This window comes from Olleya namhaensis, assembly GCF_900114005.1.
GTDB classification, from domain to species: domain Bacteria; phylum Bacteroidota; class Bacteroidia; order Flavobacteriales; family Flavobacteriaceae; genus Olleya; species Olleya namhaensis.
Window position 1 is genome coordinate 378,630 of record NZ_FORM01000002.1, and the last position, 14,612, is coordinate 393,241.

The following is a 14,612-nucleotide window of genomic DNA, read 5'->3' on the forward strand; positions in this document are numbered from 1 at the left end:
AATAATTAACATAAAAATCTGTTATTTGACTAAATTTAGATTTTAATACGTTTTATGAAAAACCTATACATACTAGTTCTTGTATTAACCTATTTTTCAAGTCCAGCACAAAACATGAAAACATACACTTACGCTACAAAAGGATTAGACACACTTAAATTAGATATTTACACGCCTGAGAATATAAAACCAACAGATAGTTTACCTGTTGTTATTTGGATGCATGGTGGCGGTTTTTCTGGAGGCGGACGTAATGGTATTGACGAGGTCAACATTGTAAATGCTGCCAATAAAAATGGATATATTGGTGTTTCTATTTCTTACCGATTATTAAGAAAAGGCACCAAAACAGGCTTTGGTTGCAATTGCAGTAAAGAGGATAAACTTTTTACCTTTAACCAAGCAGTTATCGACTTTTTAGACGCTACTAATTTTATCTATCAAAATAGTACGATGCTACAAGTAGACACCACAAAAATAATAGCTGCAGGTAGTAGTTCTGGTGCCGAAACCGCATTACACGCTGCCTTTATGAGACGTTTTTTTATCCCTGACTTAACAACATATAAAGACATTACATTTGCTGGTGTCATTGGATTTGCGGGTGCCTTTTTAGACATAGATTCATTAACTATTGACAACGCTATTCCGATAGCACTTACACATGGCACAGAGGACGGCGCTGTACCTTATGGTAGTGCTCCACACCAAAATTGCCAACCTAAAAAACCGGGGTATATGATGTTACATGGCTCAAAAACCATTACAGAAAAACTAGACACTTTAGAAGCGTCTTACTTTTTAAACATTGTTAAAAACGGAACTCACGATGCTGCAAATGTGCATCCTGAAGATCTAGACGCTATATTTTATTTTTTAAACAAAACAGTCCTAGAAAACGACGTTATTCAAACCAAAAAATACACATTGCCAAAACCTACCACCTATTAATTTATCATAAATTTAGATACCTTTGTTAGTAGTACTAAAACTTTACGACAAAACGGTTTTAGATTTATATCTTTAAAAAAAAACATAATGGCAAAAACATATTACGATCCAGCAGACCTAAGAAAATTCGGAAAAATAACAGAATGGAATGAAGAACTTGGAAACAAGTTTTTTGACTATTATGGAAAAGTATTTGAAGAAGGCGCTTTAACTGCTAGAGAAAAATCTTTAATAGCATTAGCTGTTGCGCATACAGAGCAATGCCCTTATTGCATTGATGCTTATACCAAAGACACCTTACAACGTGGTATTACAAAAGAGCAAATGATGGAAGCCATTCACGTTGGTGCAGCCATAAAAAGCGGTGCGACTTTAGTACACGGTGTGCAAATGATGAATAAAGTAAACAAACTAGATGGTTAGTATTAAAACCACTGATTAATTAATTTCGTAGGTAGACTACAAACAAGATAACTGTATTAATGGCAACAAAGTCCCTTAAAAAACTAGGAAGCGATTTAGCAAAAAGCAATAAACAATTAGAGATTTTGTCTGGTGGTATTTTTGCTGATGGCGAATTACCGACTTTTAAAGATAAAATTTCTGAAACTGGTCAATTTCCGCTTATAGCGAAAAAACTAGAAATACTACAAATTAACGTGGGTTACATGTGTAATCAAGTGTGCGAGCACTGCCACGTAGATGCAGGTCCTGACCGAAAGGAAATCATGACCCAAGAGACCATGCAACAAATCTTGGATGTTATAAAAACAACTGGCGCGCATACTTTAGACTTAACGGGAGGTGCTCCAGAAATGAACCCAAATTTTAGATGGTTTGTAGAAGAAGCTTCAAAAATTGGAATTAAAGATTTTATTGTACGCTCTAATTTAACCATTATTCGTGCTAATAAAAAGTATTACGACTTACCAGAGTTTTTCAAAAAGCATAATATCCATGTTATAAGCTCTATGCCACACTGGACTAGAGGAAAAACAGATAAACAACGTGGTGAAGGTGTTTTTGACATGTCCATAAAAGCGTTACAAGAATTAAATGCTGTTGGTTATGGTATGCCAGGAAGCGACTTAAAACTGGACTTAGTTTATAATCCTTCAGGCGCATTTTTACCTGGTGATCAAATGGCTATGGAAAAAGATTTTAAGAAAGCACTATCAGAAGATTTTAGCATTCAGTTTCATAACTTATTTGCTATTACAAACTTACCAATTGCACGTTTTTTAGATTATTTAATTGCTTCAGAAAACTATGAAGATTACATGTACTCTTTAGTAGAAGCTTATAATCCTGCAGCCGTACAAAACGTCATGTGTACTAATACATTATCTGTAAGTTGGGATGGTTATTTATTTGATTGTGATTTTAATCAAATGTTAGAACTACCTGTAAACAGTAAATCTAAACACATTTCTGAGTATAAAACAGAATTATTAGAGGGACGAAACATTATAATTTCTCAACATTGTTATGGTTGTACTGCAGGTGCAGGAAGCAGCTGTCAAGGTGTTGTTGCATAGTTAAAATAGCGTTTTCGCTTACGCGGAAATTAAAAAATGACAAAAAAAACTGCCATATTAATTTTTTCAAATTCTGCTAAAGAGGATGCTAAGCGCAAATCTTTTGCAGATAGTCAGTTGTTTGAAACATTGACTAATGAAACCATTAATAAGGTAAAAAAAACGGGATTACCCTATTTTCATTTTACTGAAACGCAGCAAGAAGGAACGTCTTTTGGTGCACGTTTTAGTCATGCAATACAAACCGTTTTTGACAAAGGTTTTACAAATATAATTTCGATAGGAAATGACACGCCTCATTTAAAAACCAAGCATTTAAATGATGCGAACCAAAAACTAAATAACAATCAGTTAGTCTTTGGGCCTTCTAAGGATGGTGGTTTTTATTTAATGGGACTTAATAAAGCGTTATTTAATACTAAACGTTTTAGTCAACTTCCTTGGCAAACCTCAGCGTTAAAAACAACCACTTTACAGTTACTATCTGTAAATCATATTAACTTCAGTTTACTAGAAACTTTGGTTGATATTGATTCGGCTTCAGATATATCCTCAATATTAAATAGCTATAAAACTATTTCAAAAGCAGTAAAAACAGTATTACTCCAGCTTTGTATTTCCGCGAAAGCGATACTTTTATACACTGCTATAGTTATAAATTTTACTATAAATCATACCCTTTTTAATAAAGGTTCTCCGCAATTAGTTTCAATTAAAAACTAAAGACTTTTAAGTCATTTTATTACTGAAACTAATCTTTTTAAATGAAACACATTTACTTATGTGCTTTGCTTCTTGTATCTACATTTAGCATCGCGCAAACTACAATTACAGGTACCGTTACAAGTGCTGAAGATGGTCAAACATTACCATACGTTAACATTGTGACTAGCAACAACAGCGGAACAATTACGGATAACGATGGACAATATTCTATTACTATTTTAGATAATACGGAGACGTTATCGTTTTCGTTTATTGGGTATAAAACACAACAAATAGCCATCACTAATCAAACCACTATAAACGTTGCTTTAATGGAAGATGCTTCAAGTTTAGACGAAGTGGTTATCACAGCCTTAGGGTTAGAACGCGACACAAAAGAGCTAGGTTATGTGGTACAGTCTTTATCTTCAAAAGGACTTACAGAAGTTAAAGCGGTTAATTTTTTAGACAATTTAGCAGGGAAATTAGCAGGTGTGACGATCTCTCAAGGCGCAACAGGTGTTGGATCGTCTTCAAAAATCACGATTCGTGGTGAAGCCTCTTTCTCTAACAACAATCCTCTATTTGTTGTCGACGGTGTCCCTATCAATAACAATACTGTTTTTAACTTTACAAACGAAGCTGCTGCAGGTTTTCAGGAAATAGATTTCGGAAATGGCGCAATGGATGTTAATGCGGATGATATTGAAGAAGTTTCGGTTTTAAAAGGACCAAGTGCAGCTGCTTTATATGGTACGCGCGCATCAAACGGCGTTATTGTAATAAAAACTAAAGATGGTAAAAAGTCAAAAGGTTTAGGGATTAGTATTAACACCTCTGTATTTGTGGATTCTGCTTTTAGATTACCAGAATTTCAAAATAGTTACGGACAAGGTAATTCTGGACAATTTGAATATGTAGATGGTCTTGGTGGTGGTATTAACGACAATATTACCTATTCTTGGGGACCGCAATTGGATGCAGGTAATTTTGCATCGCAATTTGATAGTCCTGTCGTGTTGTCAAACGGAACGATTATACGTGGTGGCGATACTGCTTTATATAATGGCGACGCTATTACACCAACACTCTTAAAATCCAATCCTGACAACTTAAAAGACTTTTATCAAACTGGCGTCACAACAATTAATAATATTGCGATCTCTAATGGGTTTGACACAGGAGATTATCGTTTGTCTTTTACAGACTTGAGAAGTGAATCTATTATCCCTGGTGTCAATTTAGACAGGCAAACCGTTGCTGCAAAACTAAATTTTGAACCTACGGATAAAACCACGATTTCAACCTCTATTTCTTACACTAACTCAACTAGTGATAATAGACCGTCTAATGGTTATGGAAGTGAAAACGCAAATTATAGTTTGGTCGCTTGGGGACCACGAAGTCTAGATATTAATAGCTTAAAAAATTATTGGCAACCTGGTTTAGAAGGCGTGCAACAATACAGTTTTAACTACACGTTTTTTGACAATCCTTATTTTATTTTATACGAAAACACCAACAGTTTTAATCGCGATCGTGTGTTTGGTAATGTGGCTTTTAAGCATCAATTTACCGATGCCTTTAGTTTACAATTCCGAACAGGAATGGACTACTCTTCAGAAAAAAGAGAATTAAAACGCAGTTATTCTAGCAACCGATTTAAAAATGGTGCTTACGCAGAACACGATGTGTTTTTCAGAGAAATTAACACTGACTTTTTATTAAATTACAATAAGACCTTTGGCGATTTTAAAGTAGATGTATCCGCTGGAGGAAATCGTTTAGACCAGAAGGCATCCACAAAACAAGCGCAAACCGTTAATTTAGCACAACCTGGTATTTTTAGTTTAAATAATGCAGCATCTCCTATTGAAGTATTTCAGTTTGACTCTAAAAAACGTATTAATTCTTTTTACGGTATTGCCAAATTGGGTTACAAAGACTTTCTATATTTAGATATTACAGGACGTAATGATTGGTCTAGTGCTTTAGCAACCCCTTTTTCTGTAGATGGGACTTCATTTTTCTATCCTTCGGCTTCAGCTAGCTTTATTTTATCTAATGTTACCACACTTCCAAAAGCGGTATCATTTGCTAAACTAAGAGCTAGTGTAGCGCAAGTAGGAAACGATACTAATGCGTATCAAACCTCGGGCGCTTTTATCTCCCAAACACCTTATAACGGTCAACCAACTTTTAGCAATCAGGACTTTATTCCTAACGCTAATTTAAAACCAGAAAGCACCACTAATTACGAGTTTGGTGCAGATTTACGTTTTCTAAATGACCGTATCCGTTTTGACTTTACCTATTACAATGCGATTACCAAAGACCAGATCATATCATTACCTATTCCTATATCCTCAGGTTATGAGCAACAAGTCGTTAACGGTGGTAAAGTAAAATCGACTGGTATCGAAATTATTGCCGGTATCACACCTGTAAAAACCAATAACTTCAAGTGGAACACGACGTTTAACTTCGCTAAAAACAAAGCAACTATTGAAGAGTTACCGCAAGCTGATGGTCGTTTAACATTGGCTTATAGCCGAATTTACGATAGTGCCAATCAAACCGTTTGGTTTCAAGTTGAAGAAGGTGGGCAAATTGGAGACTTTTATGGTACAGGGTATCTTAAAAACGAAGACGGACAATTTATAATAGATAGCGACGGACGCTATATAGCAGACAATACACTTAAAAAACTAGGGAATTACAATCCAGATTTTACATTAGGTTGGAATAACGATTTTAGTTATAAAAATTGGACTGCAAGCTTTTTGTTTGATTGGAGACAAGGTGGAGAAATTGTATCAAGAACCAGTGCTTTAGGTAATGTTGGAGGTCAATTAGCAGAAACCGAGTACAGACCTGAAGATGGTATTGTTGCAGAAGGTGTAACTGCTTCCGGACAACCTAACACCGTAGCGGTATCTGCCGAAAGCTATTACAGACAATTTTACGACAGAAACCATGAAGAGAATAATGTCTATGATGCGTCTTACTTAAAGTTGAGACAATTTTCTATTGGTTACAATTTTAAACTAAAAGAAGGCTTTTTAGGCTTAGAAGAAGGTGGCGATATTGCCATATCCTTAATTGGTCGCAACTTGTTTGTTATTACAGAAAACCCACATTTTGATCCAGAGCAATTAGCGGTTCAAGGTGATGGTTTTGTAAGTGGTGTGGAAGACATGAGTTATGCCTCATCACGTAGTTTTGGATTAAAAGCAAGTTTAAATTTTTAAGAGCAACACCATGAAAAACACATTATATATATTAAGTTTTTTCGCGCTTGTTTTAACTACAAGTTGCACCAAGGACTTTGAAGACATTAATACTAATCCTAACGCTCCAAACACTGTACAACCAAGTTTGTTGTTACGTCAAGTTATTTACGATTTTGGAGAACAAATGAGTTACGAAGGTTTTGTTGCAGGTGATTTATTATCGCAACACAGAACCGCTTTAGACTTTAACCTTTTTGACAGACATGATTTAAAATCGCCACAATTAGGAGGAAATCCTTGGCCTATTTTTTACACCAACTTACGTGATAACGAAATCATACTAACGCAATCCAGAACAACAGCTACTTTTCAAGTATATGAAGGTCCAGCCTTAATTCTGAAAGCGTATATGGCAGCAGGATTAACAGATCTATTTGGAGATGTGCCCTACTTTGAAGCTTTTAATGGTGTTAACGGAACCGTTACACCAACTTATAACACGCAGCAATCTATTTATTTAGATGAGAACGGAATCCTTGATAACTTAGACAAAGGGATTACAGCCATCCAAAATTACAGCTTAGCCATTCCTTTAGAAGGTGACATTCTATTTGATGGAAATTTGCAAGCTTGGATAACTTTTGCTAATAGTTTAAAGTTGAAATATTTAATGAGACTATCGGATAAAATCGATGTTTCGGAAGACTTACAAGCCTTATACAACTCAGGCGATTTTATTTCAGCTACAGCTGAAAACGCAGTATTTAACTTTACTAATACTGATCCAAACAGCTTTAGACTAGCACAATTGCGTGTTGGAGATTTCAATAATTTTGTACTATCCGAAACTATGGAGGAGCTATTAACGAACTTAAACGATAACAGAATAGGCACTTTTTTCAGACCTTTTGAAAACGCCACAACTAATGAGTATAACGGCTTACTAAATGGTATAGATGCCTCATCAACATCTATTGCTTTAGCAGAATACTCTTTAGCAGGCACTGCTTTTAGAGAAGACACCTCGGTTTTAGATGCTAATTTCATGACCTCTTGGGAGGTTTACTTTACACTAGCCGAAGCTGCCGAAAAAGGGTTAATTACAGCAAATGCACAAGCGTTATACAACACAGGAGTAACGCAAGCTTTTGAATATTGGCAGACTGATTTACCAGCAACTTACTTAACAGATAACGCAGCTTATGATGCTGTTGGCACAACACCGTTACAACAAATAATGACTCAAAAGTGGATTGCTAATATTATTAATGGTTATGAAGGTTGGGTAGACTACAGACGTACAGGTTACCCTGAATTTAACACCGTGTCTGCAAGTTTAAATAATGGTTTAATTCCGGTTAGAATGCCTTATCCTGCAGAAGAAGATGCTTTAAATGCTGAGAATTATAATCAAGCTGCAAATGCAACAAATGGTAACGATATAAACTTCCCAGTTTGGTGGGACGAAAACTAACAGATGAGTACAGAAATTTGGCAATGGATTTTGGTAGTAGGATCAAGTTTACTCTTGTTTTTACTGTCCCCTTACGCTAAAACTACCGAGTCGTTTTTTAAAGCTAATCACAATAAAAAATCACCTAACGTTTTAGTCCTAACAGGAAGCCTTATTATTTCTTGGATTTTTGCCAAAAGCATTACCAATGCGGCTAATTTAGGTTTAGACTTTGGTATTGTTGGTGGAGTCGCTTATGCGGGATATTATTTAAGTTTTGCAGTTGCAGGATTACTAATATATCAATTACGCACCAAAGGTGGCTACACTAGCATCCATCAGTTTTTAACAAGTAAATTTGGTAAAAAAGCAGTCGCTGTTTTTACTATTTTGATTATTATTAGATTGTTTAATGAGGTCTGGAGTAACACCATGGTTATTGGCTCTTACTTTGGAGAAACAGGAAGTGCTAGCTACTACACAGCCATAATTGTATTTACATTACTAACGCTAAGCTATGCTATCAAAGGTGGTCTGAGTAGTTCTATTTTTACGGACGTGATCCAGATGGTCTTGTTTTCTGTACTGCTAATCATTATTTTATATACTATTTTTTCTGTGGAAAATTTTACAGCAAAAGACATTGCAACGTCAGGAACTTGGAGTTTTGAACTGGGTTTAAATCTGTTTTTTGCAGCTATAATCCAATCGTTTAGTTACCCTTTTCACGATCCCGTTTTAACCGACAGAGCCTTTATAAGTTCTCCTAAAGTGACTAGAAAAAGCTTTTTATGGGCTAGTTTATTAGGCGCCATTTGTATTGTGTTATTCAGTATTATTGGTGTTTACGCACAAACACAAGGTTTTAAAGGACAAGCAGCAGTTGAGGTTGGAAAAGCATTTGGTGTGGTGGTATTGTTAGTCATTAATTTTATAATGATTACCTCTGCAGCATCAACCTTAGATTCTACTTTTTCTTCATTTTCAAAATTATTAGCTGTGGATTTAGGCTTAGGCAAAAGCCTTTCTTTTGGAAGATTAGCGATGGTTGCAATTGCCTTATTAGGGACCATTCCAATCTTTTTTAATGCCGAAATCCTATCAGCAACCACCATTTCCGGAACTATGGTCATTGGTTTAACACCAATCTTTTTATTCTGGAATTATAAAGTACCCAAAATAAGTTTTTATTTAAGTGTGGGTTGTGGCTTACTTTTTGGATTTTTATTAATATTTAAAGCTTTTCCTGAGGCATTAATTTTTACTAAAGGGCGTTATGCCGATTTACTTTGGGTAAATGTTTGGGGGATTTTTAGTTGTAACATTTTATATTTCGTTCCTAGATGGATAAAACAATAAAACATATTGGCACATTATCTGGTAAAGTGCTTCTTTTTGGAGGCGTTTACAGTAATTTACAAGCTTTAGAAGCGCTTAAAGCTGTTGCCGAAAAAGAAGAGATCAAACCAGAAAACTGCATTTGTACTGGAGATATTGTTGGCTATTGCGCACAACCAGAAGAAACAGTCCAGCTGTTTAAATTATGGAAAGCCAATAGTGTTTTAGGTAATGTAGAAATACAACTTATTGAAGGCGAAGAAGATTGTGGTTGCGACTTTACTGAAGGGTCACGTTGTGATGGGTTTTCAAAACTATGGTATCCATTTGCCCAAAGTCAGCTGAGTAAAAACTCCATTGAACATCTTAAAACGATTCCTGATCATATAACATTTAACTATGCCAACAAAAAAGTAGCGGTTGTACATGGTGATTACTTTAATGTATCAGAATTTGTGTTTAAATCTACAGACTGGTCTGTTAAATCAAAAACATTAGAAGCCACCAATAGCGATGTTATTATTGCTGGACATTGCGGTCTGCCTTTTAGCCATGAGCAAGACCAAAAATTATGGTTAAATCCAGGCGTTATTGGTATGCCTGCTAATGATGGCACTCCGCAAGTATGGTATGCTATTTTAGAAAATGTTAATGGCGAAATGAAATTTACACACCATAACCTCGACTATAATTATAAATTGACCAATAGTTTAATGAAAAATGGATTGTTGCCAGAAGAATATGCAAGAACCATTATTACGGGAATTTGGGATAACACAGAAATATTACCAGCAATAGAAAGTGGTTTACAAGGTTTCGGAATTAATTTATAACCCTATGAAAACAGTATTATTTTTATTTATAAGTCTTTTTGCTGCACAAAGTATAGCACAAGACACGTTGGATGAGTTATTAAAAAAACACAATAAAAACAGCGTCCCTTACATTACTGTGCAAGAATTAGCAATGCCAATAACTGACGCTGTTATACTAGATGCACGAGAGCCTAAAGAGTTTGAAGTGAGTCATATTAAAAATGCAATATTAGTTGGTTATGACTTTTTTGACATTAAAACAGTCACAGAAAAACATACTAACAAAGATCAAAAAATAGTAGTTTATTGCTCACTTGGAATACGATCAGAAACAATTGCAAAAAAACTAAAAGACGAAGGCTACACAAATGTACTTAATCTTTATGGCGGTATTTTCGAATGGAAAAACAACGATTTTATTGTAGTAGATTCGGAAGAAAAAGAAACCAATAAAGTCCATACTTTTAATGAAGCATGGAGCAAATGGCTTAAAAAAGGAGATAAAATTTATGAAGAAGAGCCAAAAACTGAGAAGAAAAAGACACGAAAGAAATCTAAAAAATAATTAAGCTAGAATGCACAAAAATCTCATCATTACATTTACAAGAAATCCAGAGTTAGGCAAGGTTAAATCGCGCTTAGCAAAAGGTATTGGTGAAACTTCTGCTTTAGAAATTTACAAGTTTTTATTAGAATACACTAAAAATGTGCTTTCTAAATTAGATTGTGATAGAGCGGTTTATTATTCTGTAAAAATACGAGAAAATGATATTTGGGATTCAGAAGTATTCTCTAAACACCAACAATTTGGGGACGATTTAGGTGCACGCATGCAAAATGCTTTCGACAATGGATTTAAAAAAGGTTACGAGAAAATAATAATTGTTGGTAGCGATTTATACGATTTAAATACCGAAATAATAAATCAAGCTTTTAAGAAATTAGACACAAATGATAATGTTATTGGTCCTGCTGAAGATGGTGGTTATTATCTTTTAGGCATGAAAACTCTTAACACATCTGTTTTTGATATTGAAAATTGGGGAACAGAAACTGTTTACAAACAAACCGTTTCAAAATTAACTTCTAGTTTGTATGTTTTAGAGACTTTAAACGACATAGATTATGTCGAAGACTTAAAGCCTTACGATATTTTTAAAAAATATTTAAAATAAAACAAAACTACTATGAGAACAAAACTACTTTATTTAGCTGCATTTTTTGCGGCTTTTTTTCAATTAGCAAATGCGCAATGTTCAAGAAGTGGGACATTTATACAAAGTGATCCAGCTTATAGTATTAGTGGAACTGGAAATATTACTTTCGAAACGAATGGAACTAAAAATGTGATTTTTGAATCTGATTTCGCAACTGTTCAAGGAGCCGATTTAAGAGTTTATTTATCTAAATTCGATAACATAGAAGCAACTGGTTCTGATGCTCTAGAAGTAAGCACACAACCATTAATGAACGATGGTGGTGGAACTGGAGGACCAGGAGTATCTCCAATAACAGGAATGATGACTTTTTCAATTCCTTCTACTGTAACTTTAGATGAATACGATTATATTGTTATACAATGTATAACAATAAATGAACGTTGGGGACATGTAAGTTTAAATACGCCTTCAGGAACAGATTGCACTACATTAAGCGTTGATGAAAACGAGCTATTAAACAACGTCTCTTTTTACCCAAACCCAACAAATAATCAAATTGAGATTTCGAACCCTAAGCAATTAAATTTAGAAATCAATTTATATAATGTATTTGGTAAAAAAGTATTAGAAGATAATACTGTATCCTTAAGAAATCAAACTATAAATTTATCTTCATTAAATTCTGGCGTATATTTGGTAGAAATTAAAGCTGAAGGTAAAAGCATTACAAAGAAGCTTATTAAGCAATAAATTAATGATAAAACATATAAATAAAACAGTAGAATATCTTCAAGAAAAAGGTTTTAACACTCCTGAAGTTGGTATTATTTTAGGTACTGGATTAGGTAAATTAACAGACGAAATTGAGATTATAGAAGAAGTAAGTTATAATCATATTCCTAATTTTCCGACAGCGACTGTCGAGTTTCATAAAGGGAAATTAATTTTCGGAAATCTAGCAGGTAAAAAAGTAATTGTCATGCAAGGTCGCTTTCATATTTATGAAGGTTACAGTTTGGAAGACGTGACTTACCCTGTTAGAGTTATGGAAAAACTAGGGATTAAAACATTACTAGTTTCTAATGCTTCTGGAGCCATTAATTTAGACTTTAAGAAAGGTGAATTGATGTTAATTGACGATCATATTAACCTTCAAGGAAGTTCTCCTTTAGCCTTTAAAGGTGTTCAAGAATTAGGAGAACGTTTTGTTGACATGAGTGCGCCTTACGATTTAGAAATAAACAAAAAATTTAAAGCAATTGCTAAAGCAAACAATATCACATTACACGAAGGCGTATACACTAGCGTTGTTGGACCGCAATTAGAAACTAGAGCAGAATACAGAATGTTAAAAATTATTGGTACCGATGCTGTTGGGATGAGTACTGTTCCAGAAGTAATTGTTGCTAATCATTTAAATTTAAAAGTAGCTGCTGTGTCAGTTTTAACAGATGAATGCGACCCAAGTAATCTAAAACCGGTAGATATTAGCGAAATTATTGCAATGGCTAATCAAGCAGAACCAGATATGATTACGTTATTTAAAGGTTTAATAGAAACACTATAACACGATGTAACTTTAGTTACATCAAAAAAGTAACTAAAAGGCTAATTTAGCCAGCTATGGAAAAATATATAGACATTATAAAAAACGCCTATTTTGGTTATTGGAACTATCTAAAACACCAAATTATATTCCCAAATAACTGGGACAACTATTTTTATGGGTTAATCCTAATATCGTTAGTAGTTTGGGGTTTAGAGATTGTGTTTCCTTGGCGTAAAAATCAATCTATTTTCCGTAAAGATTTTTGGTTGGACACGTTTTATATGTTCTTTAATTTCTTTTTGCTTAATCTTATCATTTTAATAGCATTATCTAATACTGCTGCTGGTTTTTTTGATGATATTTTAGGTGTTGTTGGTTTATCTATTTCTAACTTTCAGCTGTTTGATGTTGACAATTTACCATTATGGTTAGGCTTGTTTATATTTTTTATAATCTCTGACTTTACACAATGGATTACACATAATTTATTACATCGTTTTGAGTTTTTATGGAACTTCCATAAAGTACACCACAGTGTAAAAGAAATGGGATTTGCAGCACATTTACGTTACCACTGGATGGAACCTATTTTATATAAATCCATGTTATACATTCCTATTGCCATTATTGGTGGATTTGATGCACAACATGTTGCGATAGTGCATTTTTTCGCGATCACTGTTGGGCACTTAAATCATGCCAATTTAGGTTGGGATTATGGGGCTTTAAAATATGTATTTAACAATCCAAAAATGCACATTTGGCATCACGTAAAACACTTACCAAAAAACATAACTTATGGTGTAAACTTTGGGATCACGTTAAGTATTTGGGATTATATTTTTAAAACCAATTACATTCCGCATGATGGTCGTGATATCGAGTTAGGTTTTGAAGGTGACGAAACGTTTCCAAAAGATTTTATTAGTCAAGAATTATATCCTTTAAAAAAATGAAAAACAGCATCGTATTAATTTTAATTGTCTTGTTTAGTTCTTGCTGTAATGCAAAAAAAGTTGCTCAAGACACCACAAAACCAATCCAAGAATCGACTGTTTTACAGGAGCAAGCTGTCGCTGAAATTAAAACAGATGATTTAGTACTGAAAGAAAACACTATTCAAGAAACTGAAAACATAAAAGCAAAAGACACTATTATTCAAAAGGAATTCAATCAAATCCTTACTAAAACTGAGCATTCTAACATTCATTTTTTATGGAATGAGCTATTACAAAAACATGTTTCTGATAACGGAAATGTAAACTATAAATCCTTTAAAACTGATCATAAAAAATTAGTAGAATACATACATATTCTGGCTTTATTAAAGTCCAAACCCGAATTTGATTCTATTTCTAAAAACGAAAAGCTAGCCTATTGGATTAATGCATACAACGCATTAACAATAGATTTAATTATAAAAAACTATCCTGTAAAAAGCATTAAAGACATCAAAGCCCCTTGGGGCCAAAAACTTTGGGAACTAGGAGACAAATGGTATAGTTTAGAAGACATTGAGCATGAAATTTTGCGTAAAATGGACGAACCGCGTATTCACTTCGCGATTGTTTGCGCCTCTTATTCTTGTCCTAAATTACAAAATACTGCATTTACAGCTTCAAGTTTAGAAACACAATTAACTGCTGCAACTAAACAGTTTTTAAGCGATACTAAACGTAACGAGATCAAAGAAAACAGTTTGAAATTATCAAAAATATTTAAATGGTTTGATAAAGATTTTGAACAAAATGGCAGTTTGATTGACTTTTTAAACAAGTATACAGACATAACCATTTCAGCGAAAGCTAAAATTAGCTATAAAGATTACAACTGGGACTTAAATAACTAAAACCAATCTAATAAAACTTAC

Annotated in this window: 14 protein-coding genes; all 14 read left to right on the plus strand. The window is 34.0% G+C overall.

Annotation, left to right across the window (positions count from 1 at the left end):
- Positions 1 to 54 precede the first annotated feature (54 nt).
- The 14 genes from BMZ09_RS04780 to BMZ09_RS04845 all read left to right on the plus strand — a co-directional run bounded on the left by BMZ09_RS04780 (position 55) and on the right by BMZ09_RS04845 (position 14,591).
- Positions 55 to 951 (plus strand): alpha/beta hydrolase, encoded by an 897-nt coding sequence (locus tag BMZ09_RS04780; RefSeq protein WP_245741087.1) that lies wholly within the window; start codon positions 55 to 57, stop codon positions 949 to 951.
- A gap of 87 nt (positions 952 to 1,038) precedes the next feature.
- Entirely contained in the window at positions 1,039 to 1,374 is a 336-nt protein-coding gene (locus BMZ09_RS04785; protein WP_090838001.1) for an arsenosugar biosynthesis-associated peroxidase-like protein, read from the plus strand.
- Positions 1,375 to 1,433: 59 nt separating this feature from the next.
- Positions 1,434 to 2,489, plus strand: coding sequence for an arsenosugar biosynthesis radical SAM (seleno)protein ArsS (gene arsS / locus BMZ09_RS04790; protein ID WP_090838003.1), 1,056 nt, complete (start codon positions 1,434 to 1,436; stop codon positions 2,487 to 2,489).
- A 36-nt stretch (positions 2,490 to 2,525) separates the two neighbouring features.
- On the plus strand, positions 2,526 to 3,212 hold the full coding sequence (locus tag BMZ09_RS04795; RefSeq protein ID WP_090838006.1) for a TIGR04282 family arsenosugar biosynthesis glycosyltransferase: 687 nt from the start codon (positions 2,526 to 2,528) through the stop codon (positions 3,210 to 3,212).
- Between the two features lie 41 nt (positions 3,213 to 3,253).
- Positions 3,254 to 6,445 (plus strand): SusC/RagA family TonB-linked outer membrane protein, encoded by a 3,192-nt coding sequence (locus tag BMZ09_RS04800; protein ID WP_090838008.1) that lies wholly within the window; start codon positions 3,254 to 3,256, stop codon positions 6,443 to 6,445.
- 10 nt (positions 6,446 to 6,455) lie between these two features.
- Positions 6,456 to 7,901: a SusD/RagB family nutrient-binding outer membrane lipoprotein gene (locus BMZ09_RS04805; protein ID WP_090838010.1), complete on the plus strand. Its 1,446-nt coding sequence runs from the start codon at positions 6,456 to 6,458 to the stop codon at positions 7,899 to 7,901.
- Between the two features lie 3 nt (positions 7,902 to 7,904).
- A complete protein-coding gene (locus BMZ09_RS04810) occupies positions 7,905 to 9,239 on the plus strand; it encodes an SLC5/6 family protein (RefSeq protein WP_090838011.1) in 1,335 nt (444 codons plus the stop codon).
- Entirely contained in the window at positions 9,224 to 10,051 is an 828-nt protein-coding gene (locus tag BMZ09_RS04815) for a metallophosphoesterase family protein (protein WP_090838013.1), read from the plus strand. Before BMZ09_RS04810 ends, BMZ09_RS04815 begins: the two co-directional genes overlap by 16 nt.
- A 4-nt stretch (positions 10,052 to 10,055) precedes the next feature.
- Complete coding sequence (locus BMZ09_RS04820; protein WP_090838014.1) at positions 10,056 to 10,598, plus strand: rhodanese-like domain-containing protein; 543 nt, start codon at positions 10,056 to 10,058, stop codon at positions 10,596 to 10,598.
- Between the two features lie 10 nt (positions 10,599 to 10,608).
- On the plus strand, positions 10,609 to 11,208 hold the full coding sequence (locus BMZ09_RS04825; protein WP_090838016.1) for a TIGR04282 family arsenosugar biosynthesis glycosyltransferase: 600 nt from the start codon (positions 10,609 to 10,611) through the stop codon (positions 11,206 to 11,208).
- Positions 11,209 to 11,220: 12 nt separating this feature from the next.
- Entirely contained in the window at positions 11,221 to 11,943 is a 723-nt protein-coding gene (locus BMZ09_RS04830) for a DM13 domain-containing protein (protein WP_090838018.1), read from the plus strand.
- 4 nt (positions 11,944 to 11,947) lie between these two features.
- Positions 11,948 to 12,760, plus strand: a complete 813-nt coding sequence (locus BMZ09_RS04835) for a purine-nucleoside phosphorylase (protein WP_090838019.1) — start codon at positions 11,948 to 11,950, stop codon at positions 12,758 to 12,760.
- Positions 12,761 to 12,816: 56 nt separating this feature from the next.
- A complete protein-coding gene (locus BMZ09_RS04840; RefSeq protein ID WP_090838021.1) occupies positions 12,817 to 13,698 on the plus strand; it encodes a sterol desaturase family protein in 882 nt (293 codons plus the stop codon).
- On the plus strand, positions 13,695 to 14,591 hold the full coding sequence (locus BMZ09_RS04845; RefSeq protein WP_090838023.1) for a DUF547 domain-containing protein: 897 nt from the start codon (positions 13,695 to 13,697) through the stop codon (positions 14,589 to 14,591). The genes BMZ09_RS04840 and BMZ09_RS04845 overlap by 4 nt, the downstream gene beginning before the upstream one ends.
- The last annotated feature ends 21 nt before the right edge of the window (positions 14,592 to 14,612 follow it).